Here is a 24,149-nt window from a genome sequence, read left to right on the forward strand (position 1 = left end):
CATGCTCAATACGCTGCGCAAGATCGTCCAGGAAGTTAACTCCGCCAAGGATCTCAAGGCGGCGTTGGGGATTATTGTGTTGCGCGTCAAAGAGGCCATGGGCAGCCAGGTCTGCTCGGTCTACCTGCTTGATCCCGAGACCAACCGCTTCGTCCTGATGGCCACCGAGGGCTTGAACAAGCGCTCCATCGGCAAGGTCAGCATGGCACCCAACGAAGGTCTGGTGGGTCTGGTCGGCACGCGTGAAGAACCCCTGAACCTCGAAAACGCCGCGGATCACCCGCGCTACCGCTACTTCGCCGAGACCGGCGAGGAGCGCTACGCCTCCTTCCTCGGGGCGCCGATCATTCATCACCGCCGCGTCGTCGGCGTGTTGGTCATCCAGCAGAAAGAACGCCGTCAGTTCGATGAAGGTGAAGAAGCCTTCCTCGTGACCATGAGCGCGCAGCTCGCCGGCGTGATCGCCCACGCCGAGGCCACCGGTTCGATCCGTGGCCTGGGCCGTCAGGGCAAGGGCATTCAGGAAGCCAAGTTCGTCGGCGTACCGGGTTCGCCGGGTGCTGCCGTCGGTACTGCGGTGGTGATGCTGCCGCCAGCGGATCTGGACGTGGTGCCGGACAAGCACATCACCGACATCGACGCCGAACTGGCGCTGTTCAAGACCGCCATCGAAGGCGTGCGCGCCGACATGCGCGCCTTGTCCGCCAAACTTGCGACCCAGTTGCGTCCGGAAGAGCGCGCGCTGTTCGACGTCTACCTGATGATGCTCGACGACGCCTCGCTGGGCAGCGAAATCACCACCGTGATCAAGACCGGCCAGTGGGCCCAGGGCGCGCTGCGCCAGGTGGTCACTGAGCACGTCAACCGTTTCGAACTGATGGACGACGCCTACCTGCGCGAGCGTGCGTCGGACGTCAAAGACCTCGGCCGGCGCCTGCTGGCTTACCTGCAGGAAGAGCGTCAGCAGAACCTGGTCTACCCGGAAAAAACCATTCTGGTCAGCGAAGAACTGACGCCGGCGATGCTCGGCGAGGTGCCGGAAGGCACGCTGGTCGGTCTGGTGTCGGTTCTCGGTTCGGGCAACTCCCACGTCGCGATCCTGGCCCGGGCCATGGGCATTCCGACGGTGATGGGCCTGGTCGATCTGCCGTACGCCAAGGTCGACGGTATCGAAGTGATCGTCGATGGCACCCGCGGCGAGGTCTACACCAACCCTGGCGATGTGCTGCGCAAGCAGTTCGCCGAGGTGGTCGAAGAAGAGAAACAACTGGCGCTGGGCCTCGATACCCTGCGTGACCTGCCGTGCGTGACCCTCGACGGGCACCGCATGCCGTTGTGGGTCAACACCGGTCTGCTGGCCGATGTGGCGCGGGCGCAGAAGCGCGGCGCCGAGGGTGTCGGCCTGTACCGCACCGAAGTGCCGTTCATGATCAACCAGCGCTTCCCGAGCGAGAAGGAACAACTGGCGATCTACCGCGAGCAGCTCGCCGCGTTCCACCCGCAACCGGTGACCATGCGCAGTCTGGACATCGGCGGTGACAAATCGCTGTCGTACTTCCCGATCAAGGAAGACAACCCGTTCCTCGGCTGGCGCGGGATTCGCGTGACCCTCGACCATCCGGAAATCTTCCTGGTGCAGACCCGTGCGATGCTCAAGGCCAGCGAAGGCCTTAACAACCTGCGGATCCTGCTGCCGATGATCTCCGGCACTCACGAACTCGAAGAAGCCCTGCACCTGATCCACCGGGCCTGGGGCGAAGTGCGCGACGAAGGCACCGACGTGCCGATGCCGCCGATCGGGGTGATGATCGAGATTCCGGCGGCGGTGTACCAGACCAAGGAGCTGGCGCGGCAGGTGGACTTCCTGTCGGTCGGCTCCAACGACCTGACCCAGTACCTGCTGGCGGTTGACCGCAACAACCCGCGAGTGGCCGATCTCTACGACTACCTGCACCCGGCGGTGCTGCAAGCCCTGCAAACCGTGGTGCGCGACGCGCATGCCGAAGGCAAGCCGGTGAGCATCTGCGGCGAAATGGCCGGTGATCCGGCAGCGGCGGTGCTGTTGATGGCGATGGGCTTCGACAGCCTGTCGATGAACGCCACCAACCTGCCGAAAGTGAAGTGGATGCTGCGCCAGATCAACCTGAGCAAGGCCAAGGACCTGCTGGCGGAGCTGATGACCATCGACAATCCGCAGGTTATCCACAGCTCGCTGCAACTGGCGCTGAAGAATCTCGGCTTGTCGAAGATGAATCCTCCTGCGGTCAACAAGGCCCTTTAAAAGGCTGATGGCCCTGTGGTGAGGGAGCTTGCTCCCGCTGGAGTGCGGAGCGCTCCCAATTCGGCCAATGAGATTCTTCTGAGAGATCGCATTGGCTGGGTTGCGGCTGCTTCGCACCCGAGCGGGAGCAAGCTCCCTAGCCACAATGGTTGCTCACTTTCAGGTATTGATCTCCACCTCACCCAAATGCCCGCCATACGGCCCGAAACTGCGCTCCACCATCCGCCGCGTGCCGTCCGCCTGCACAATCAACGCCGTACTCGCTCGCGTCCCGTAACTCTGGCTGGCAATGAACACGCTCGACAGCAGTGATTCGGTCGCCAGCCCGACTCCGGTATCCGGCAGTTCGGCAAACGGTGCGGTGTGCGCATCGCCCAGCAACTCCAGCAACCGCGCAGGTTGTGGATCGTCCAGCACCGCGCTCAGGGCAGCTTTGGCCTTGAGCAACTTCGGCCACGGCGTATCCAGCCCGGCATTCGACAGACCGTAAACCCCGGGTTGGAGCATCACCGGCTCGGACGTCCGCGCATTGAAGTGCCACAGCTCGTGGGCATTGCCCAGCAGCAGGTTGAACCCGGCGTACTCCGGCGAGCGCGCGACCACATCGCTTAAATAATCATCAATCGACGCATCGCCCGTGAGAAACCGCGCCACCAGCTCGCCCCTCGATTTACGCGCCGGAGGCTGGTGTGGATCGCGGATATTGGTCAGCGCGGCAAAGCGCCCGTTGGCGCCGATCCCCAGCCAGGTGCCGCCCGCCTCAAGATCGCGCCCGGCGTGCACGTGCGGCGCATCGGCCCATGGCGCCAGCGGCAGGCTCGGGCGGGCGTAGAACTCGTCACGGTTGGCCGCGACGATCAGCGGCTGGGCATGGCCCGGACGCCAGGCGAAAACGATCAGGCACATAAGGTGGTCCTTGTGTGTTTTTTGCTCACTCTACGCAGTCGGCGTCCGTGCATCCATCGCAAGTGGAGCCGGAGGGCATGCATCCGTTACCATGCCGCTCCGGTTTTGGGGATGCGTCTGGGAGACGGTCATGGAATTTCTGCTCTATCTGGCGTTGGGCGCCTGTGCGGGCGTGCTGGCCGGGCTGTTCGGGGTGGGCGGCGGGATCATTATTGTCCCGGTGCTGGTGTTCAGTTTTACCTTGCAGGGATTCGATCAGTCGATCCTCACGCACCTGGCGGTAGGGACATCGCTGGCGACCATCATCTTCACCTCGGTCAATGCCGTGCGCGAGCACCATCGGCGCGGTGCGGTGCGCTGGCCGATCTTCATGTGGATGACCGTGGGCATTCTGCTCGGCGCCGGTTTTGGGGCGCTGACCGCCGAGGCGATTTCCGGGCCGAACCTGCAGAAGATCATCGGCGTATTCGCCTTGGTCATTGCCGTGCAACTGGCGCTGGAGGTCAAACCCAAGGCCAGTCGAACGGTGCCGGGCAAACTCGGTCTGACCGTGGCCGGCAGTGTGATTGGCTGGGCCTCGGCGATTTTCGGAATCGGCGGCGGTTCGCTGACCGTGCCGTTCCTGACCTGGCGCAGCGTGCCGATGCAGCAGGCGGTGGCAACGTCGTCGGCCTGTGGCTTGCCGATTGCTGTGGCGAGTGCGTTAAGTTTCATGATTCTGGGCTGGCATGATCCGCTGTTGCCGCCGCATAGTCTCGGTTTTGTCTATTTGCCGGCGCTGCTGGGCATTGCCCTGACCAGCATGGTGTTCGCCCGTCTCGGCGCGCGCCTGGCACACAGATTGTCGCCGCGCTTGCTGAAACGGCTGTTCGCCGCTTTGCTGTTCTGCGTGGGCCTGAATTTCCTGCTCTGATCCGCTGGGTCAGAACGGGCCGCAATCCTGGCTTAATCCTGAGGTGGCAGCGTCGCCCGGGAATTTTGGTTTCAACTCTAACGAGGAGTCGCAATGCTGCCTTACCCGCAGATCGACCCGGTGGCCCTGGCCATCGGTCCGCTGAAAATCCACTGGTACGGCCTGATGTACCTCGTCGGCATCGGCGGCGCATGGCTGCTGGCGTCGAGCCGGCTCAACCGTTTCGACCCGACCTGGACCAAGGAGAAGCTCTCCGATCTGGTGTTCTGGCTGTCGATGGGGGTGATTGTCGGTGGGCGTCTGGGCTATGTGCTGTTCTACGACCTGAGCGCCTACCTCGCCAACCCGACGCTGATTTTCGAAGTGTGGAAGGGCGGCATGTCGTTCCACGGCGGGTTCATCGGCGTGATGCTCGCCGCGCTGTGGTTCGGCAAGCGTAACGGCAAGACGTTCTTCCAACTGATGGACTTCGTTGCGCCGATGGTGCCGATCGGTCTGGGTGCCGGGCGTATCGGCAACTTCATCAACGCCGAGCTGTGGGGCAAGCCGACCGACGTGCCGTGGGCGATGATCTTCCCGCCGTTCAGCGATCCGGCGCAGTTGCCGCGTCACCCGTCGCAGCTGTATCAGTTCGCGCTCGAAGGCGTCGCGCTGTTCCTGATTCTGTGGCTGTTCTCGCGTAAACCGCGTCCGACCATGGCCGTATCCGGCATGTTCGCGCTTTTTTACGGAATTTTCCGTTTTATTGTCGAGTTCGTCCGCGTACCGGATGCGCAGCTGGGCTACCTGGCCTGGAACTGGCTGACCATGGGTCAGGTGCTGTGCGTACCGATGATCGTCGGCGGGCTGTTCCTGATCTGGCTGGCCTATCGTCGTGCGCCGGCAGCGCCGCTCGCGCCGACCGCTTAAACTACGAACCCCGGCGCGCGACGCCGGGGCTCAAAGGACACAGGTAACTCATGAAGCAATATCTCGAACTGGTCTCGCACGTCATCCAGAACGGCACCAAACAGGCCAACCGCACCGGCATCAACACCATCAGCTTCCCGGGTGCGATGCTGCGTTTCGATCTGCAGGAAGGCTTTCCGGCGATTACTACCCGCAAGATGGCCTTCAAATCGGCCATCGGCGAGATGTGCGGTTTTCTGCGTGGCGTGAACAATGCCGCTGAATTCCGTGCGCTGGGCTGCAAGGTCTGGGACCAGAACGCCAACGAAAACGCGCAGTGGCTGGCCAACCCGTTCCGTCAGGGCGAAGACGACCTCGGCGAAATCTACGGTGTGCAATGGCGCAAGTGGCCGGCGTACAAGCAGATCCCGCTGAGCAACACCGCCGCCATCGAACAAACCCTGAACAACGGCTACAAGCAGATCGCCCAAGGCGAAGAGGATGGTCAGGCCTACGTGGTGCTGTACAAAGCCATCGATCAGGTGCGCCAGTGCGTCGACACGATCATCAAGGATCCGGGCAGCCGCCGCATCCTGTTCCACGGCTGGAACTGCGCCCAGCTCGATGAAATGGCCCTGCCGCCGTGCCATCTGCTGTACCAGTTCCATCCGAATGTAGAGACCAAAGAGATCTCCCTGACCCTGTACATCCGCTCCAACGACCTGGGCCTGGGCACGCCGTTCAACCTCACCGAAGGCGCTGCGTTGCTGAGCCTGATCGGGCGCCTGACCGGTTACACGCCGCGCTGGTTCACCTATTTCATCGGTGATGCGCACGTCTACGAGAACCATCTGGACATGCTCAACGAACAGCTCAAGCGCGAGCCGTTCGCCATGCCGAAACTGAAAATCTCCGACCGCGTACCGGAGTTTGCCAAGACCGGTGTGTACCAGCCGGAGTGGCTGGAGTTGGTGGAGCCGAGTGATTTCTCGCTGGAAGGTTATGAGCACCATGCGCCGATGACCGCGCCGATGGCGGTCTAAACCGTTGCACAAAACCCTGTGGGAGCGAGCCTGCTCGCGAAGAGGGCGTGTCAGTCATGGAGATGTCGACTGATACACCGCTTTCGCGAGCAGGCTCGCTCCCACATTGGGTTCTGTGTAAGTCTCAGTGGCCGTGGCTGCGGCCTACGTGGGAATGTTCGACTTCGGTTGCGACGACGCCACCACTCACCTCCAGCCGCTGCAAAATCCCGCACTGATCGGCCCCCGGCCCTTCGCCACAGCGTTGGCGCAGGTCGAGCAGTTGTGTCTGCAAGGCCAGCAATCCGTCAATCCGCGCTTTCACGTGCTGGATGTGTTCGTCGATCAACGTATTGACGCTTGCACACTGATCCTGCGGGCTGTCACGCATGGCCAGCAGGCTGCGGATTTCTTCGAGGGTCATATCGAGGGTGCGACAGTTGCGGATGAAGGTCAGGCGTTCGGCGTGGGCCTGGGTGTAGACGCGGTAGTTGCCATCGCTGCGCGCCGGTTCAGGCAGCAGGTTTTCGCGCTCGTAGTAGCGGATGGTTTCCACGGCGCAATCGGTGAGTTTCGCCAGTTCTCCGATCTTCATGACGGCCATCTCCAAATGGGTGCTTGACCCTATAGTGGCTACAGGGTCTTTACTTGGCAACAGGCACCTTCATGGACGCGACCAATGAGCGATTCCCAGCACACCCACAAGCCCGGCGACGGGCACGATCATAGCCACAGCCATAAATTGCAGCCTGTGCATAAGCACGAACATGGCGGCGATTCCTGCTGCGGGTCGAAAGCCGCAGCACCGGCACCGGTTCATTCGCACGAAGATTCTTGCTGCTCGTCGACAGCGGCTGCGCCTGCGTTGGTGCAACTGAGCGAGAAAACCAGTGCTGACGCCCGGTTGAGCAGCTTCCGCATCGAGGCGATGGACTGCCCGACCGAGCAGACACTGATCCAGAACAAACTCGGCAAACTGGCCGGTGTGCAGCAGCTGGAATTCAACCTGATCAATCGCGTGCTCGGCGTGACCCACAATCTGCCAGACACCGCGCCGATCACCGAGGCGATCACCTCGCTGGGCATGCACGCCGAGCCTTTGGAGGCGGGCGTCGAAACCCCGGCCCCGGCACCAGTAAAAAAACACTGGTGGCCCCTGGCGTTGTCCGGTGTCGGTGCGCTCGCCGCCGAACTGATCCACGTTACCAACGCCGCGCCGACCTGGGTGGTGGCGATCATTGCGCTGGTGTCGATCCTCAGCGGCGGCCTGACCACCTATAAAAAGGGTTGGATCGCCCTGAAGAACCGCAACCTCAACATCAACGCGCTGATGAGCATCGCGGTGACCGGTGCGGTGTTGATCGGGCAGTGGCCGGAAGCGGCGATGGTGATGTTCCTGTTCACCGTGGCCGAGCTGATCGAAGCGCGCTCGCTGGATCGTGCGCGCAACGCCATCAGCGGCCTGATGCAGATGACCCCGGAACAGGCCACGGTGCAGCAGGCCGACGGCAACTGGGTCGAACAAGAGGTTAAAAGCGTCGAACTCGGCGCCCGCGTGCGGGTAAAACCCGGCGAGCGCATCGCCCTGGACGGTGAAGTGGTCAGCGGCAGTTCCACCATCGATCAGGCGCCGATCACCGGTGAAAGCCTGCCGGTGGAGAAAACCGTGGGCGACAAAGTCTTCGCCGGCACCATCAACCAGGCCGGCTCGCTGGAATACACGGTGACTGCGGCGGCGAACAACTCGACCCTGGCGCGGATCATCCACGCCGTCGAGCAGGCGCAGGGGGCGCGGGCGCCGACGCAGCGCTTCGTCGATCAATTCTCGAAAATCTACACCCCGGTGGTGTTCGTGCTGGCGCTGGCCGTGGCGATCATTCCGCCGCTGCTCATGGGCGCGGTGTGGTTCGACTGGATCTACCGTGCGCTGGTGTTGCTGGTGGTGGCCTGCCCGTGCGCACTGGTGATCTCCACCCCGGTGACCATCGTCAGCGGCCTCGCGGCAGCGGCGCGCAAAGGCATTCTGGTCAAGGGCGGCGTTTATCTGGAGGGCGGTTTCAAGCTCGATTATCTGGCGCTGGATAAAACCGGCACCATCACCCATGGCAAACCGGTGCAGACCGATTACCTGTCGCTCGACCCGACCGCCGACGCCAGCGCTCCGGCGATTGCCGCGGCGCTGGCCGGACGCTCCGATCACCCGGTGTCGCTGGCGATTGCCAATGCGGCTGTGGATAAAAACCTCGCCGTGCTCAGTGTGGATAACTTTGAAGCGCTGGCCGGTCGCGGCGTGAAAGGCCAGGTCAACGGTCAGACTTATCACCTGGGCAACCACCGTCTGGTCGAAGAGCTTGGCCTGTGCTCGCCGCAACTGGAAGAGAAGCTGTTTGCGCTGGAGAAACAGGGCAAGTCCGTGGTGTTGCTGCTCGACAGTTCTAGTCCGCTGGCGCTGTTCGCCGTGGCCGACACGGTCAAGGAATCCAGCCGCGAAGCGATCCGCCAGTTGCATGCCCTGGGCGTGAAAACGTTGATGCTCACCGGCGATAACGTACACACCGCGCAGGCCATCGCGGCGCAGGTCGGTATCGATCAGGCCAAGGGCGACTTGCTGCCGACCGACAAGCTGCAAGCCATCGAAGCGCTTTATGCACAGGGTCATCGGGTGGGTATGGTCGGCGACGGTATCAACGACGCCCCGGCACTGGCCCGCGCAGAGATCGGTTTTGCCATGGCGGCGGCCGGTACCGACACCGCGATCGAAACCGCTGATGTCGCCCTGATGGACGACGATCTGCGCAAGATCCCGGCGTTCATCAGCCTGTCGCGCGACACCGCGAGCATCCTGAAACAGAACATCGCCTTGGCCCTGGTGATCAAGGCTATCTTTCTTGGGGTAACCTTCGCCGGACTCGCCACCATGTGGATGGCGGTGTTCGCCGACATGGGCGTGAGCCTGCTGGTGGTGTTCAACGGTTTGCGCCTGCTGCGCAAATAAACGATGAGGGATGGTTGTGCTGAGTGCCGAGCTGAAAGCGTTTTATATGGTCGCCCGCCTGGGCAGCATTACGCTGGCGGCGAAAAAGCTCGGCCTGAGCCAACCCACCGTGACCACGCAGATTCGTAATCTGGAAAGCCAGTATTCGGTGGAGCTGTTCTACCGTGGCGGCCGACGCTTGAGTGTCAGCGACGAAGGCGCGCGGTTGCTGCCGATGGTCAAGGCGCTGTTGCAGCAGGAGGCCGACATCGAGTTCTTCCTGCGCAACAGCGGTCAGGTGCAGGGCACGTTGCGCATCGCTGCCACTGCGCCGTATTACATCCTCGATCTGGTGAAGACCTTCCGCGAGCGTCTGCCGCAGGTGGAAGTATCGGTGGAGATCGGCAACTCGCAGCAGGTGCTGGAAGCGCTGGAGGATTACCGTGTGGATGTCGCGGCGTCGTCGCAGTTGCTTGAGGATGCGCGGTTGATTCGCCGGGTGCTCGGCAGCGATCCGCTGGTGCTGGCGGTGCATCGCAACCATCCGCTGGCGGCGCAGGAGCATGTGGCGTTGAGTGCGCTGGCCGGGCATACGTTGTTGATGCGCGAGTCGGGTTCGACCACCCGCCGTTTGACCGAGGAGTTGCTGGAAAGCGCTGGGGTCAGTTTTGGCCCGTTGCTGGAGATCGGCAGCCGTGAGTCGATCCGCGAGGCGGTGCTGCGCAATATCGGCATCAGCATCATTGCCCGCCAGGAAGTGCCGCATGATCCGCAGTTGCGCGTGCTGACCATCGAGAATGCGCCGCAGATTCCCGAGTACCTGTATTGCCTCAAGGAGCGCAAGGGTGCGCGGTTGCCGGCGGCGTTCCTCGGACTGGCGCAGGAAATGTCCCCGGCCTGAGATCTCCATCTATCTTGCTGGCCTCTTCGCGAGCAGGCTCGCTCCCACATTGGAATGCGTTCCCTGTGGGAGCGAGCCTGCTCGCGAAAGCGTCAGACCAGGCAATACAGAATCTGAACCAAAATCCCCGAATACCACTATCAGCCGTTTTTGCCCTACTGCCACATGACGGACGCATTACAACTCTAGGATTGGCCCCATCTGCTTGATGAGGTTTGTCCATGAATCCTGCCATCGCAACTGCCCTGACCAACCCCGGTGCGCCGATGAAAGTGCGCGGCGTGCAGAAACGCTTCGGCGCCTTCACCGCACTGGATAACGTCTCCCTCGATGTCGCCGCCGGTGAATTGGTGTGCCTGCTCGGCCCGTCGGGCTGCGGCAAGACCACGCTGCTGCGCTGCATCGCCGGGCTGGAGAAGCAGGACAGCGGCGAGTTGTACCTCGGTGACCGCGATGTTTCGCAGCTCGCGCCGCAAGCCCGGGATTACGGCATTCTGTTCCAGTCCTACGCGCTGTTCCCCAATCTGACCGTCGAAGCGAACATTGCCTACGGCCTCGCCGGCAGTGGTCGTGACGAAGTACGCCGTCGCGTCGGGCAGATGCTGGAGCTGGTCGGCCTCAGCGGCAGTGAGAAAAAGTATCCAGGCCAGTTGTCCGGCGGTCAGCAGCAACGTGTCGCGCTGGCCCGCGCCCTGGCCCCGGCGCCGTCGCTGTTATTGCTTGATGAGCCGATGTCGGCGCTGGACGCCCGGGTGCGCGAGCATCTGTGCACCGAACTGCGCCAATTGCAGCGCAACCTCGGCATCACCACCCTGATGGTCACCCACAATCAGGACGAAGCCATGCTGATGGCCGACCGCATCGCCGTGATGCACAACGGTCGGGTCGAGCAGTACGCCACTCCGCAGGAAATCTATAACCGCCCGGCCACGCCGTTCGTGGCCGAGTTTGTCGGTCAGGGCAACTGGCTGCCGTTCCAGCGCAGCAGCGCCAGTCACGCCCGGGTTGGCGGGATGGATGTGCGCCTGGCGGATGGCAGCGTGAGCGGCGCTTCGGGCCGACTGTTCTGCCGTCCGGAAGCGATCAACGTCAATCCGCTGGTGCACGAAGAAAACCTGTTCCCGGCCAAGGTGCGCGAGATCACGTTCCTCGGCAATCGCTGCCGCATGAGCTTCGAACTCGATCAACTGCCGGGCCACGCGCTGCTCGCCGAACTGGCACCGGAAGCCATGCCGCGCCTCGGCGCCCAACAGATCATGGTCGCCTTGCCACCGCGCAGCCTGCAGGTGTTTGCCTGATGAGCGCGAACATCGCACTGCCGCTACCGCACAAGCAGGCGCGGCGAGTGTCCGGGGCCGAGGTCGGTGACCGGATCTTCGTCCTCGGCGGCAAACTCCTGCTGCTGTTGCTGCTCGGTGTCGCGGTGCTGCTGCCGTTACTGGCGATCTTCTGGCGCGGCTTCAGCAGTGAGGCCGGGCAGGGCGGTGGCTGGCTCGCTGCGAAGGCGCTGGTGAGCAGCGAGAATTTCCACTGGCTGCTCGGCAACAGCCTGAAGGTTTCCCTCAGCGTCGCGGCCATCGTCGTCCCGCTGGCCTACCTGTTTGCCTACGCCCTGCAACGCACGATGATTCCGGCCAAGGGCCTCTGGCGCGGGATCTCCCTGCTGCCCTTGATGGCGCCGTCGATGCTGCCGGGTATCGCACTGGTTTATCTGTTCGGCAACCAAGGCATGTTGCGTGGACTGCTCTCGGACAACATTTACGGGTTCTGGGGCATTGTGCTGGGTGAGGTGATTTACACCTTCCCCCATGCGCTGATGATTCTGTTGTCGGCGTTGTCGCTGGCCGATGCGCGGCTGTTTGATGCGGCGTCGAGCATGGGTGCCAGTCCGGCGAAAGCCTTTCGCAGCATCACCTGGCCGGCGACCCGGCAAGCGGTATTCGCCGCGTTCTGTCTGGTGTTCACCCTGACCATCACCGATTTCGGCGTGCCGGTGGTGGTCGGTGGCGACTATCAAGTGCTGGCGCTGGAAGCCTACAAAGCCGTGGTCGGCCAGCAACAATTCGGTCGCGGCGCGTTGATCGGCATGGTGCTGTTGCTGCCGGCGCTGTTCAGCTTCGGCGTCGATGCCTGGCTGCGTCGGCGTCACGGCGATTCCATGAGTGGCCGTGCGCAAGTGTTCAAACCAGCGCCGTCGAAAATGCGTGATGCCTGCTATTTGGCGATTGTTGTGCTGATCAGCGCGGCGTTGCTGCTGGTGTTCGGCATGGCGGTGTTTTCCTCGCTGGTGAAGTTCTGGCCGTACAACCTGTCGCTGTCGCTCAATCACTACCAGTTCAACGAAACCGCTGGCGGCGGCTGGCTGGCCTATGGCAACAGCCTGAAGATGGCGCTGGGCACCGCATTGATCGGCAGCGTGCTGATCTTCACCGGCGCTTACCTGATGGAGAAAACCCGCAGCCAGCGCGGCCTCAACTTGACGCTGCGCATGCTCAGTTTCATCCCGATGGCCGTGCCGGGGCTGGTGCTCGGTCTGGGTTATGTCTTCTTCTTCAACCTCAGCGGCAACCCGCTGCACGTGCTGTACGGCACGATGACCCTGCTGATCGTCTGCACCATTGCGCACTACCTGACCACCGCCCAAATGACCGCGACCACTGCACTGCGCCAGCTCGACGCCGAGTTCGAAGCCGCCGCGCTGTCGCTCAAGGCGCCGCTGTACCGGCATTACCTGCGGGTCACCGTGCCGATCTGTCTGCCGGCGCTGCTGGACATCGTGCGTTACCTGTTTGTCTCGGCGATGACTACGGTGTCGGCGGCGATCTTCCTCTACAGCCCCGACACGATCCTCGCGGCGGTGGCGGTGCTGAACATGGATGACGCCGGCAACGTCGGCGGCGCGGCAGCGATGTCGACCCTGATTCTGTTCACCTCGGCGGGCGTGTCCTTGCTGCTGGCGTGGGCTTCGCGCGGCTTGCTGCGCCGTTCCCAGGCCTGGCGGCAAACCGCGCCCGGTCACTGATTTTCCCAACCTCAACTCAAGACAGGAAAACGATCATGTTCAAGCCTATGGCCCTGGCCGCTGCTGTGCTCGCGACTTTCAGCCTGAATGCCTTTGCGGCAAAAACCGAGTTGACGGTGTACACCGCCCTCGAAGCCGAACAACTGACCGCCTACAAGGCTGCGTTCGAAAAGGCCAACCCGGACGTCGAGATCAAGTGGGTGCGCGACTCCACCGGGATCATCACCGCCAAGCTGCTGGCCGAAAAGGCCCGTCCACAGGCTGACGCGGTGTGGGGCCTGGCCGCTTCGAGCCTGGCGATCCTTGATCAGCAGGGCATGCTGCAAAGCTACGCACCGAAGGATCTGGGCAAGATCGGCGCGAACTACCGCGACGCCGCCAACCCGCCCGCCTGGGTCGGGATGGACGTGTGGGCCGCGACCATCTGCTTCAACACCGTCGAAGCCGAGAAGCAGGGTCTGAGCAAGCCGGTGAGCTGGCAGGACCTGACCAAGCCTGAGTACAAGGGCAAGATCGTCATGCCGAACCCGGCGTCGTCCGGCACCGGTTTCCTCGACGTCAGCGCCTGGCTGCAAACCTTCGGCGAGAAGCAGGGCTGGGCCTACATGGACGGTCTGCACCAGAACATCGGCCAGTATGTTCACTCCGGTTCCAAGCCTTGCAAACTGGCCGCTGCCGGCGAATTTCCGATCGGCATTTCCTTCGAATACCCGGCCGTACAGCTGAAACGCCAGGGCGCGCCGCTGGACATCATCCTGCCGAAGGAAGGCCTGGGCTGGGAGATCGAAGCCACTGCGGTGATCAAAGGCACCCCGCATGAAGACGCGGCGAAAAAACTCGCGGACTTCTCCGCCAGCGCCGAGGCGATGGACCTGTACAAGGAAAACTTCGCCGTCCTCGCCCAGCCGGGCATCGCCAAGCCACAGACCGAACTGCCGGCCGACTACGAGCAGCGCCTGATCAAGAACGACTTCGCCTGGGCTTCGAAGAATCGCGACGAGATCCTCACCGAGTGGCGCAAGCGCTATGACGGCAAGTCCGAGAAAGTTGTCGCCAAGTAACTGACTCACACAGCCTGTGGCGAGGGAGCTTGCTCCCGCTGGAGCGCGAAGCGGTCCCAAATTCTGCAAACGAGTAGTGTCAGGCACTCCGCGTCTGCTGAATTTACGACTGCTGCGCAGCCGAGCGGGAGCAAGCTCCCTCGCCACAAAAGCGGGATTGCTTTTATGACCCAACACCAAGACCTGCTGATCGTCGGCGCCGGCATCCTCGGCCTGTCCCACGCCTATGCCGCGGCCAAACGCGGCCTCAAGGTCAGCGTTTTCGAACGCACCGCCACGCCCCTCGGCGCTTCGGTGCGCAACTTTGGTCAGGCGCTGGTCACCGGTCAGCCGCCGGGTCAGATGCTCGAACTGGCCAAGGCCAGCCGCGAGATCTGGGGCGACTGGGCGCAACTCGCCGGTCTGCAGCTCAAGCGCAACGGCTCGTACCTGTTCGCCCGCAGCGAAGTCGAAGAGCACTTGCTCGAAGCTTTCTGCAACGGCCGCGCCGTAGAGCACGGTTACAACGTCGCCTTGCTACGCGGCGCAGCCCTGCGTGATCTGTACCACGGTCAGTTCAGTCATCACCGCGCGGCGTTGCACGGCCTGGACGATCAACAGCTGTACTCGCGCGAAGCGATTCCGGCGTTGATCGACTACCTGCGCCGCGACCTCGGCGTCGAGTTTCACTTCAGTACGCTGGTGCGCGACGTCGAACCGGGGCACCTGCACAGTACCGCCGGCAGCTTCACGGCAAAGCAAATCATCGTCTGCTCCGGCCACGATTATCAGACCCTGCTGGCCGAACCGATTGTCGCGCTCGATCCGCAGATCTGCCGCCTGCAAATGCTCCGCGCCAAACCGCAGATCGAGCTGAATCTGCAACACGCCTTGCTCACCGGTCTGAGCTGCGTGCACTACGGCGCCTTCGCCGATTTGCCAGAAGCGGCGGCGGTGCAGGCGCAGATCCTGCGCGAACAACCGTACCTGCACGACAACGGCATTCACCTGCTGATCAGCCCGACGCCGTATGGCGAGCTGATCATCGGCGACTCGCACCATTACGGCAGCGATCCGTCGCCGTTCAATGCCGAGCAAGTGGACAACTGGATGCTCGAGCTGGCCGAACAGACGCTGGGCTGCAAGGTGCAAGTGCTCGAGCGCTGGCAAGGCGTCTACGGTGCCCGGGGGCCGGGACCGTTTTCGTTGCTGCGCCCGGCCCCGGGGCTGAGTGTGGCGCTGATGCACACCGGCGTCGGCATGAGCGTCGGCCCGGCATTGGCGGAGCGCAATGTCGCGCAGTGGCTGGAGGAAATCTGATGGATCACCCACAAATCGTCGCTCGGGTATTCGGGTTGTACGAGCGCTTCGGCGCCAGCGATTACATCGGCGAGCCGGTGTCGCAGATCGAGCACATGTCTCAGGCCGCGCAGTTGGCGATGGCTGAAGGGTTTGATGATGAAGTGGTGCTGGCGGCGTTCTTTCATGACATCGGCCATTTGTGTGCCGAGGGCGCCGAGAACATGGGCGGGTATGGCGTGGTCAGCCATGAGCGGCTGGGTGCGGATTATTTGCGTGAGGCGGGTTTCAGTGAGCGTATGGCGCGGCTGGTGGAATATCACGTTGAGGCCAAGCGTTACCTGACGTTGCGTGAGCCTGGGTATTTCGAGCGCTTGAGTGAAGCGAGTCGCCGGACCCTGGAGTACCAGGGCGGGGTGATGAGCGAGGCTGAGGCGGATGCGTTTGAGCGTGATCCGTTGTGTGCCGTGAGTTTGCGCATGCGCCAGTGGGATGAGTTGGCCAAGGAAACGGCGGTGCCGGTGATGGACCTTGGTTTGCTGAAGGAGAAAGCGGCGCGGCTGCTGGCTGCGTAATCCATGTCACCGCGTCGCGCCATTCGCGAGCAGGCTCGCTCCCACAGGGTTTTGTGTTCTGACCACTCCAATGTGGGAGCGAGCCTGCTCGCGAAGAGGCCGGATCAGGCGCTACAGATCTGCAGCCAGAGTATCAATCTGCTCCTGCCGCTCCGCCTGATTCAACTTCGCATGCGGATTGAGCGAAGACCACTGCGGATGCGCCCGCGCCTTGCTCAGCGCATCCGGCAACTTGCCCTCGCGCCAGCTCTTGTCCTGCGGGGTGGCGACCTGAACCGCGTCCATCGCCGCATGTCCGCGTTGATCCAGCGCTGACAGCAACTGCCGCTGACGCAACGCCAGCAGCCGCAGCACCCCGTCATCCACGGTCAACTCGCGCTGGCCCTTGATCTTGCCGAGCAGACGGCTGCCATAACTGCGCGCCGTTTGCAGTGCACCACCGGCAAGCGCACCGGCCAATGCCGCCGCTCCGAGGGTAATCCCGCCGACCAGCAAATCCACGCCAGCCCCGGCAGCGGCACCGGCAGCAATCCCGCCGCCCACCCGCACGCCGAGTTGCTTCAGCGTTTCCGGGTTGAACAGGTCATCGCCCCAACGCCCATCCAGCAGCGGCAGATCACTGGCCGCCGCGTCCTGCGGGCGAAACGCGTAGAGCTTGAGCAGCGCCTCGACGCACTTCTGTTCACGCTGACGCACGGCTTTGCGCAGTTCGCTGATGGCTTGCTGTTCCTGCTCGGCGTCGCTGACCACGCTGCGCCGGCACGCCGCGCAGTCGATCAGCAATTCGGCGATCAAACGCGCCGCACTTTGTTGGCGGGCGAGGCGCTGGGCCTGTTGATCGGCGATCAAGCGCTCCAGTTGCGAACGGGCGTTTTCCAGCAACAGCGCAAGGCTTTCGTACAGGCGCCGCTCGCCATCTTCCGGCGGCGCAACGCTGTCGAACCGCACCAGCGCATGCAGGCCGAGCCGCGCCAACGCTTCGCGCCAGTCCGGCTCGCGATGGTTGGCGCTGCTGACGAAATTCAGCACCGGCAGCAGCGGTTTGCCGCAACTGGCCAGCACTTCGAGTTCGTCACGATACTTGGCCAGCACCGGTTCGCGGGCGTCGATCACATACAGACCGGCGTCAGAGGCGAGTAGCTGTCGCAGCACTTTCGCCTCCTGTTCGAAACGCTGACGTGCTTCGCTGCCGTCGAGAAACCGCGCCAGTCGCGCCGGGCCGTCGAGACGTTCGCCGGGGCGCTCCAGACGCTCGAGAAAATCCAGCAGGGCAATGGCATCTTCCAGCCCCGGCGTGTCGTAGAGATCAAGCAAGGGCTCGCCGTCCACCGACAACCGCGCGCCCTCGACATGCCGAGTGGTGCTCGGCCGGTGCGAGACTTCGCCGAAACCGACGTCACGGGTCAAGGTGCGCAGCAGCGAGGTCTTGCCGACGTTGGTGTGGCCGACCACCGCGAGTTTCAGCGGGGCTTTGCGGGCATCAGTCATGACCGTTCTCCAGCCAGTTCATCGGTGCGCAATCGGCGAACGGCAATTCCAGCTGTTGCAGCGCGACGTGCCAGTCGCCGAGGCGGGCGCTGTCCAGCGCTTCGCCGGGTGGTGCTTGCAGCAGCCAGACGCGGGTGGCGCTGGCGTTGCGCGCCAGTTCGGCGATCAGCGCGAGGCTGCCGCGATCCGGCGAGCGCCGTGGATCGCAGGCGATCAGCAGGCGCGCCGGAGGGAAACGGCTGAGTTGTTCGAGCAGTTTGTTGCGCGATTCGCGGCTGTCGAGGATGCCGGCGTTGCTCACGGTTTTCGGCAGCGCTGGCGGCCAGGAGCGTTGATCGTCGAGTTCGATGGCGACCAGCAGGGCACCCTCGCTGGCGTGTTCGCTGACGCTGCTTTCGACGCGATGCAACTGCTCAGGCGCGGCGTCGTTAATGCCAAGGCGTTCGCTGGTTGGCATCAGCCGTTCGCGCAACTGGGCGTAGCCGGGCAGGTTCAGGTCCAGCGTCAGTGCGGCTTTGCCGCGATTCCAGCGCCACAAACAAAATGTCGCCAGCAGTAGACGCGGCAGCACGCCGTAGACCACCAGCACGCCAACCAGCCAGGTCGCCCAGGCCTGTCGCGCGCTTTCGATACCCAGCGCCGCGTCGCCACTGGCACGGATCATTTCCACGCTGGGTACGTTGAAACCGAGCAGCGCCGGCAGAGCGCCAAGGGCTTGGGTCAGGTTGATGAACGTATCCGCGCTGAGGATCGTGGTTTCCCAGACGAAGCCATAGCGCCGGGTCGCCATCAGCGTCAGCAGCAGCACCAGTGCGCTGAGCATCGCCAGCAACCACAGGCCATTGACCAATGTGCCGAGGGCCCAGCGATTGAGCTTTCTGCGCTGTAACATCAGCAGTAGGGCCGGTGCGAGTTGCGCGGCCTTGGCGTCGCGGGCAAGTTTTTCGCTGAGCCACAGCCACAATCGGCCGAGGGTGGCGCCGTGTTCGCCGGCAAAGATCAGCCCCAGCGCCCAGCTCAGCAGCAGAATCAGGTTCAGCCCGAGCAGGCTGCCCAAGGCCCAGAACACATTCACCGTTGACTGGCTCAGTGCGGCGAAGGCCAGTCCGGCGCCGCTCAGCAGCGCGAAAATCACCAGCAGCACCAGCGCCAGACGCGCGCCCTGCAGCCAGTGCTTGAGTGCCGTACTCAGCCCGTCGCGCTCGGCCAGCCACGCCGCCCGGCGCTGAATACGGCTCGGCAGATCGCCGCCGGCCGCGCGGGCCAGACGATTGGCTTCCAGATCCTCCAGGGGACCTGCGTGCTCTTCACGCAGGCGGATGGTTTCAGTCAGCCAGAGGTTTTGCAGGGGAGTCAGTTCAGTCACGCGCCATTCCGTTGCTCAATTGAGCCGTGAGCATAACCGCTGTGGCGCTTATCGGGTCAAGCGAGGCTCTGGTATCCTCGCCGGCATGACTAAATCACTCCCCCTCAGCCTGATCGCAGCCCTCGGTGAAAACCGCGTGATCGGCGTCGACAACAGCATGCCCTGGCACCTGCCGGGGGACTTCAAATACTTCAAGGCCACGACCCTCGGCAAGCCGATCATCATGGGCCGCAAGACCTGGGATTCGCTCGGTCGTCCGCTGCCGGGGCGCTTGAACATCGTGGTCAGCCGCCAGCCAGATTTGGTGTTGGAAGGCGCGGAGGTGTATCCGTCGCTGGAAGCCGCGGTGGCGCGCGCCGAGGAATGGGCGCAAGCGCAGGGCGTCGATGAGCTGATGCTGATTGGTGGCGCGCAGTTGTATGCGCAAGGGCTGGCGCAGGCCGATCGTCTGTATCTGACCCGTGTGGCGCTGAGCCCGGAAGGGGATGCGTGGTTTCCGGAGTTTGACCTGAACCAGTGGAAGCTGGTGTCGAACGTGCCGAATCCGCCTGAGGGCGACAGGCCTGCGTACAACTTCGAGGTCTGGGAAAAAGCCTAAAAGATCGCAGCCTGCGGCAGCTCCTACAAGGTTTACGCATGTCCCCTGTAGGAGCTGGCGAAGCCTGCGATCTTTTGATCTTGCTTTACATCAAGCCTGAGCAAGCTCCGCATGCTCATCCGCATCCAGCAGCGCTTTGTCTGTCTGCTGCATCACCTGGCTGGTAATCGCACCCGCGGTGATCGAACCACTCACGTTCAACGCCGTACGACCCATGTCGATCAGCGGCTCCACCGAAATCAGCAACGCCACCAGTGACACCGGCAAGCCCATCGCCGGCAGCACGATCAGCGCGGCAAACGTCGCGCCGCCACCAACACCGGCCACACCGGCCGAGCTCAGGGTCACAATCGCCACCAGCGTCGCGATCCACAGCGGATCCAGCGGATTGATGCCGACCGTTGGCGCCACCATCACCGCGAGCATCGCCGGGTACAGACCGGCGCAACCGTTCTGGCCGATGGTCGCGCCGAACGAGGCGGCAAAACTTGCCACTGACTGCGGAATGCCCAGACGACGGGTCTGCGCTTCGATGCTCAGCGGAATGCTCGCGGCGCTGGAACGGCTGGTGAACGCGAACGTCAGCACCGGCCAGATCTTGCGGAAGAACCGCAGCGGGTTGATCCCGGCCGCTGACACCAGCAGGCCATGCACCACGAACATCAGGCCCAGACCGAGGTACGAAACCACGACGAAACTGCCGAGTTTGATGATGTCTTGCAGGTTGGAACCGGCGACCACTTTGGTCATCAGCGCCAATACGCCGTACGGGGTCAGCTTCATCACCAGACGCACCAGACGCATCACCCAGGCTTGCAAGGTGTCGATGGCGTTGATCACTTTCTGACCTTTTTCGACGTCATCCTTGAGCAGTTGCAGCGCCGCGACACCGAGGAATGCAGCGAAGATCACCACGCTGATGATCGAAGTCGGCTTGGCCCGGGCCAGGTCGGCGAACGGGTTCTGCGGAATGAACGACAGCAGCAACTGCGGCACATTCAGGTCAGCGACCTTGCCGGCGTAGTCGGTCTGGATGGTTTGCAGACGGGCCATTTCCTGAGTACCGGCGACCAGGCCTTCGGCGGTGAGGCCGAACAGGTTGGTCAGGCCGATACCGATCAGCGCCGCAATCGCGGTGGTGAACAGCAGCGTGCCGATGGTCAGGAAGCTGATCTTGCCCAGCGACGAGGCGTTGTGCAGACGCGCAACCGCGCTGAGGATCGAGGCGAACACCAGCGGGATCACGATCATTTGCAGCAGCTGCACGTAGCCGTTGCCGACCAGATCGAACCAGCCGATCGAGGCTTTCAGCACCGGATTGCCGGCACCGTAAACGGTGTGCAGGGCCACGCCGAACGCCACGCCCAGCACCAGTGCGAGCAGGACTTTTTTCGCCAGGCTCCACGTTGTGTGGCGGGTTTGCGCCAGACCGAAGAGCAGGGCGAGGAACACCAGCAGATTGAGGATCAGCGGCAGATTCATGAAGACTCCGATAAGACTTGTGCCAGTCGCCTTCTGGGGCAACTGCGAACCGGCAAGCCTAACAGTTTGATTTCCAATGAATTAATACCGAAATAGCAGGTCGTCCGTCGTTTTTGGAATAAGCGCTTGTCGCTCTTGGCAATGCAACTGGCGTTGAGGAGACGTAAGCGGTCGCTGACAGACGAGGACTGTCACACTTATTTGTTAGCGTCGATGTCTTTCAGTCAGGGAGAAAACGCCGATGAAGTTCGCACCGAAAATGCTCGCTGTGGTGCTTGGATTGGGTCTAGCCGCTCACGCATTCGCCACCGATCTGAAGCACTGGCCGGCGGATCAGGCCAAGGCACTGGACGCGATGATCGCCGCCAATGCCAACAAGGGTAACTACGCGGTGTTCGACATGGACAACACCAGCTACCGATACGACCTTGAAGAGTCGTTGCTGCCGTTCATGGAAAACAAGGGCCTGATCACCCGCGACAAACTCGATCCCTCGCTGAAACTGATGCCGTTCAAGGACACCGCCGACCATAAGGAAAGCCTGTTCAGTTACTACTATCGTCTGTGCGAAGTCGACGACATGGTCTGCTACCCGTGGGTGGCGCAGGTGTTCTCCGGCTTCACCCTCAAGGAACTCAAGGGCTACGTCGATGAGCTGATGGCCTCGGGCAAACCGGTGCCGACCACTTATTACGACGGCGACGTGGTGAAGAACCTCGATGTGCAGCCGCCGAAAGTCTTCACCGGCCAGGCCGAGCTGTACAACAAGCTGATGGAGAATGGCATCGAGGTCTACGTGATGACTGCCGCTTCCGAAGAACTGGTGCGCATGGTCGCGGCAGATCCGAAGTACGGCTACAACGTTAAACCGCAGAACGTGATCGGCGTGACCACGCTGCTGAAGAACCGCGAAACCGGCGAACTGACCACTGCGCGCAAACAGATCACCGCCGGCAAGTATGACGAGAAGGCCAACCTCGGCCTCGAACTGACCCCTTACCTGTGGACCCCGGCGACCTGGATGGCCGGCAAGCATGCGGCGATCCTGACCTACATCGACGAGTGGAAAAAACCGGTACTGGTGGGCGGCGACACCCCGAGTAGCGACGGCTACATGCTGTTCCACGATGTGGATGTAGCCAAGGGCGGCATTCACTTGTGGGTCAACCGCAAGGACAAATACATGACTCAATTGAACGGCATGATGGCCAAGCATGCGGCGGCGCAGGCCAAGGAAGGATTGCCGGTGACGGCGGACAAGAACTGGGTGATCGTGAAGCCTGAAGAAATTCAGTAAGCCCTGAAATCCCTGTAGGAGCTGCCGCAGGCTGCGATCTTTTGATCTTGTTTTTAAGAGCAAGATCAAAAGATCGCAGCCTGCGGCAGCTCCTACATGGGGTGGTTTGCAAGCATCAGGCAAAAAAATGCCCCGCAGTTGGCGGGGCATTTTTGTTTTGGCGATTCGACGCTTACAGCCCGTCGAGCATCGCCTTGTTACGCACCGCACCCTTGTCGGCGCTGGTCGCCAGCAGGGCGTAGGCCTTCAGGGCGGTGGTCACTTTGCGTGGACGCTGTTCGACCGGTTTCCAGCCTTTCTTGTCCTGCTCGACCCGGCGTGCAGCCAGTTCTTCATCGCTGACCAACAGGTTGATCGAGCGGTTCGGAATGTCGATCAGCACTTTGTCGCCGTCTTGCACCAGACCGATCGCGCCGCCGGCCGCGGCCTCTGGCGAAGCGTGACCGATCGACAGACCGGAAGTACCGCCGGAGAAGCGACCGTCGGTGAGCAACGCACAGGCTTTGCCCAGGCCTTTGGACTTCAGGTACGACGTCGGGTAGAGCATTTCCTGCATGCCCGGGCCACCTTTCGGACCTTCGTAGCGAATGATGACGATGTCGCCTTCCTTCACTTCGTCGGCAAGGATGCCGCGCACCGCGCTGTCCTGGCTTTCGAAGATTTTCGCGTTGCCTTCGAAGACGTGGATCGACTCGTCAACGCCGGCTGTCTTAACCACGCAGCCGTCCAGCGCGATATTGCCGTACAGCACGGCCAGGCCACCTTCTTTCGAATAGGCGTGTTCGAAGCTGCGGATGCAGCCGTTTTCACGGTCGTCATCCAGGGTTTCCCAACGAGTCGACTGGCTGAACGCGGTCTGGGTCGGGATGCCCGCCGGGCCGGCCTTGAAGAAGTGATGCACGGCTTCGTCGGTGGTCTGGGTGATGTCCCACTTGGCGATGGCTTCTTCCATGCTGCGGCTGTGCACGGTCGGCAGGTCGGTGTGCAGCAGGCCGCCACGGGCCAGAGAGCCGAGAATGCTGAAGATGCCGCCAGCGCGGTGCACGTCTTCCATGTGGTACTTCTGGATGTTCGGCGCCACTTTGCACAGTTGCGGCACGCTGCGCGAGAGACGGTCGATGTCGCGCAGATCGAAATCGATCTCGGCTTCCTGGGCGGCCGCCAGCAGGTGCAGGATGGTGTTGGTCGAACCGCCCATGGCGATGTCGAGCATCATCGCGTTCTCGAACGCCTTGAAGTTGGCGATGTTGCGCGGCAGCACGGATTCGTCGTTCTCGCCGTAGTAACGCTTGCACAGCTCGACGATGGTGCGGCCGGCCTGCAGGAACAGCTGTTCGCGGTCGCTGTGGGTGGCCAGGGTCGAACCGTTGCCCGGCAATGCCAGGCCGAGGGCTTCGGTCAGGCAGTTCATCGAGTTGGCGGTGAACATGCCGGAGCACGAACCGCAGGTCGGGCAAGCGCTGCGCTCGTACTCGGCGACTTTCTCGTCAGAAGCGCTGGAGTCGGCGGCGATCACCATGGCGTCGACGAGGTCGAGGCCGTGGGAAGCGAGTTTGGTTTTGCCGGCCTCCATTGGGCCGCCGGACACGAAGATCACCGGAATGTTCAGGCGCAAGGCGGCCATCAGCATGCCGGGGGTGATCTTGTCGCAGTTGGAGATGCAGACGATGGCGTCGGCGCAGTGGGCGTTGACCATGTATTCGACGGAGTCGGCGATGATCTCGCGGCTCGGCAGCGAATACAGCATGCCGTCGTGGCCCATGGCGATGCCGTCATCCACGGCAATGGTATTGAATTCTTTCGCGACGCCACCGGCGCGTTCGATCTCACGAGCGACCAGTTGACCGAGGTCTTTGAGGTGCACATGGCCCGGAACGAACTGGGTGAAGGAGTTGGCAATGGCGATGATCGGCTTCTTGAAGTCGTCATCTTTCATCCCGGTGGCGCGCCACAGTGCGCGGGCGCCGGCCATGTTGCGGCCGTGGGTGGATGTTTTCGAGCGGTAATCTGGCATGGAGCACTCCGGGCGGCTAAATCAGGTATCAAAAGGGAGTGAGCTTCTATTGACGTCTGGAACACTCAGAAATGGCCGTGTGT

The 24,149-nt window shown here is 62.6% G+C and carries 19 protein-coding genes; 13 read left to right on the plus strand and 6 right to left on the minus strand.

Annotation, left to right across the window (positions count from 1 at the left end):
* The first annotated feature begins 1 nt into the window (after nucleotide 1).
* Nucleotides 2–2,281 (plus strand): phosphoenolpyruvate--protein phosphotransferase, encoded by a 2,280-nt coding sequence (gene ptsP / locus ACM6HV_RS09195; RefSeq protein ID WP_145593630.1) that lies wholly within the window; start codon nucleotides 2–4, stop codon nucleotides 2,279–2,281.
* 159 nt (nucleotides 2,282–2,440) lie between these two features.
* Here ptsP and ACM6HV_RS09200 read toward each other — a convergent pair whose 3' ends face one another.
* Entirely contained in the window at nucleotides 2,441–3,187 is a 747-nt protein-coding gene (locus ACM6HV_RS09200) for an NRDE family protein (protein ID WP_414904026.1), read from the minus strand.
* A 130-nt stretch (nucleotides 3,188–3,317) separates the two neighbouring features.
* Between ACM6HV_RS09200 and ACM6HV_RS09205 the strand changes: the two genes are divergently transcribed.
* From ACM6HV_RS09205 to ACM6HV_RS09215, 3 genes are all read left to right on the plus strand, one after another.
* Nucleotides 3,318–4,100 (plus strand): sulfite exporter TauE/SafE family protein, encoded by a 783-nt coding sequence (locus ACM6HV_RS09205; protein WP_027610537.1) that lies wholly within the window; start codon nucleotides 3,318–3,320, stop codon nucleotides 4,098–4,100.
* A 93-nt stretch (nucleotides 4,101–4,193) separates the two neighbouring features.
* Nucleotides 4,194–5,009, plus strand: a complete 816-nt coding sequence (lgt, locus tag ACM6HV_RS09210; protein WP_095668081.1) for a prolipoprotein diacylglyceryl transferase — start codon at nucleotides 4,194–4,196, stop codon at nucleotides 5,007–5,009.
* Between the two features lie 50 nt (nucleotides 5,010–5,059).
* Nucleotides 5,060–6,031, plus strand: a complete 972-nt coding sequence (locus ACM6HV_RS09215; RefSeq protein WP_108589209.1) for a thymidylate synthase — start codon at nucleotides 5,060–5,062, stop codon at nucleotides 6,029–6,031.
* 124 nt (nucleotides 6,032–6,155) lie between these two features.
* Here the strand turns inward: ACM6HV_RS09215 and cadR are convergent, their stop codons facing one another.
* Nucleotides 6,156–6,605 carry a Cd(II)/Pb(II)-responsive transcriptional regulator gene (cadR, locus tag ACM6HV_RS09220; RefSeq protein WP_007964189.1) on the minus strand — a complete coding sequence of 150 codons (450 nt, stop codon included), beginning with the start codon at nucleotides 6,603–6,605 and terminating at the stop codon, nucleotides 6,156–6,158.
* 84 nt (nucleotides 6,606–6,689) lie between these two features.
* Between cadR and ACM6HV_RS09225 the strand changes: the two genes are divergently transcribed.
* From ACM6HV_RS09225 to ACM6HV_RS09255, 7 genes are all read left to right on the plus strand, one after another.
* Nucleotides 6,690–9,005: a heavy metal translocating P-type ATPase gene (locus ACM6HV_RS09225; RefSeq protein WP_414904027.1), complete on the plus strand. Its 2,316-nt coding sequence runs from the start codon at nucleotides 6,690–6,692 to the stop codon at nucleotides 9,003–9,005.
* 16 nt (nucleotides 9,006–9,021) lie between these two features.
* Entirely contained in the window at nucleotides 9,022–9,885 is an 864-nt protein-coding gene (locus tag ACM6HV_RS09230) for a LysR family transcriptional regulator (protein WP_041072184.1), read from the plus strand.
* Nucleotides 9,886–10,106: 221 nt separating this feature from the next.
* The gene (locus tag ACM6HV_RS09235; protein WP_414904028.1) at nucleotides 10,107–11,183 is read left to right on the plus strand and encodes a putative 2-aminoethylphosphonate ABC transporter ATP-binding protein; all 1,077 of its coding nucleotides are present in this window, start codon (nucleotides 10,107–10,109) and stop codon (nucleotides 11,181–11,183) included.
* Complete coding sequence (locus ACM6HV_RS09240) at nucleotides 11,183–12,907, plus strand: putative 2-aminoethylphosphonate ABC transporter permease subunit (RefSeq protein ID WP_414904029.1); 1,725 nt, start codon at nucleotides 11,183–11,185, stop codon at nucleotides 12,905–12,907. The genes ACM6HV_RS09235 and ACM6HV_RS09240 overlap by 1 nt, the downstream gene beginning before the upstream one ends.
* Nucleotides 12,908–12,942: 35 nt before the next feature.
* Nucleotides 12,943–13,968 carry a putative 2-aminoethylphosphonate ABC transporter substrate-binding protein gene (locus tag ACM6HV_RS09245; RefSeq protein ID WP_003229178.1) on the plus strand — a complete coding sequence of 342 codons (1,026 nt, stop codon included), beginning with the start codon at nucleotides 12,943–12,945 and terminating at the stop codon, nucleotides 13,966–13,968.
* Between the two features lie 165 nt (nucleotides 13,969–14,133).
* The gene (locus ACM6HV_RS09250; RefSeq protein WP_414904030.1) at nucleotides 14,134–15,267 is read left to right on the plus strand and encodes a TIGR03364 family FAD-dependent oxidoreductase; all 1,134 of its coding nucleotides are present in this window, start codon (nucleotides 14,134–14,136) and stop codon (nucleotides 15,265–15,267) included.
* Nucleotides 15,267–15,821, plus strand: coding sequence for a phosphonate degradation HD-domain oxygenase (locus tag ACM6HV_RS09255; RefSeq protein WP_414904031.1), 555 nt, complete (start codon nucleotides 15,267–15,269; stop codon nucleotides 15,819–15,821). Before ACM6HV_RS09250 ends, ACM6HV_RS09255 begins: the two co-directional genes overlap by 1 nt.
* Before the next feature lie 111 nt (nucleotides 15,822–15,932).
* Here the strand turns inward: ACM6HV_RS09255 and ACM6HV_RS09260 are convergent, their stop codons facing one another.
* Together ACM6HV_RS09260 and ACM6HV_RS09265 are read right to left on the minus strand one after the other, a co-directional pair.
* A complete protein-coding gene (locus tag ACM6HV_RS09260) occupies nucleotides 15,933–17,309 on the minus strand; it encodes a GTPase/DUF3482 domain-containing protein (RefSeq protein ID WP_414904032.1) in 1,377 nt (458 codons plus the stop codon).
* Nucleotides 17,302–18,675 (minus strand): DUF2868 domain-containing protein, encoded by a 1,374-nt coding sequence (locus ACM6HV_RS09265; protein WP_414904033.1) that lies wholly within the window; start codon nucleotides 18,673–18,675, stop codon nucleotides 17,302–17,304. The genes ACM6HV_RS09260 and ACM6HV_RS09265 overlap by 8 nt, the downstream gene beginning before the upstream one ends.
* Nucleotides 18,676–18,760: 85 nt before the next feature.
* On the opposite strand from ACM6HV_RS09265, the gene ACM6HV_RS09270 reads away from it, so the two are divergent.
* A complete protein-coding gene (locus ACM6HV_RS09270) occupies nucleotides 18,761–19,273 on the plus strand; it encodes a dihydrofolate reductase (RefSeq protein WP_414904034.1) in 513 nt (170 codons plus the stop codon).
* Between the two features lie 90 nt (nucleotides 19,274–19,363).
* On the opposite strand, the gene ACM6HV_RS09275 is transcribed toward ACM6HV_RS09270, so the two are convergent.
* Complete coding sequence (locus ACM6HV_RS09275; protein ID WP_041063642.1) at nucleotides 19,364–20,755, minus strand: L-cystine transporter; 1,392 nt, start codon at nucleotides 20,753–20,755, stop codon at nucleotides 19,364–19,366.
* 241 nt (nucleotides 20,756–20,996) lie between these two features.
* Between ACM6HV_RS09275 and ACM6HV_RS09280 the strand changes: the two genes are divergently transcribed.
* Complete coding sequence (locus ACM6HV_RS09280) at nucleotides 20,997–22,052, plus strand: hypothetical protein (RefSeq protein ID WP_047297167.1); 1,056 nt, start codon at nucleotides 20,997–20,999, stop codon at nucleotides 22,050–22,052.
* A gap of 172 nt (nucleotides 22,053–22,224) precedes the next feature.
* On the opposite strand, the gene ilvD is transcribed toward ACM6HV_RS09280, so the two are convergent.
* Complete coding sequence (ilvD, locus tag ACM6HV_RS09285; protein WP_007964170.1) at nucleotides 22,225–24,066, minus strand: dihydroxy-acid dehydratase; 1,842 nt, start codon at nucleotides 24,064–24,066, stop codon at nucleotides 22,225–22,227.
* Between the last annotated feature and the right edge of the window lie 83 nt (nucleotides 24,067–24,149).

Origin of the sequence: Pseudomonas sp. IT-P260 (assembly GCF_949768395.1) — a bacterium.
Classification (GTDB): domain Bacteria; phylum Pseudomonadota; class Gammaproteobacteria; order Pseudomonadales; family Pseudomonadaceae; genus Aquipseudomonas; species Aquipseudomonas parakoreensis.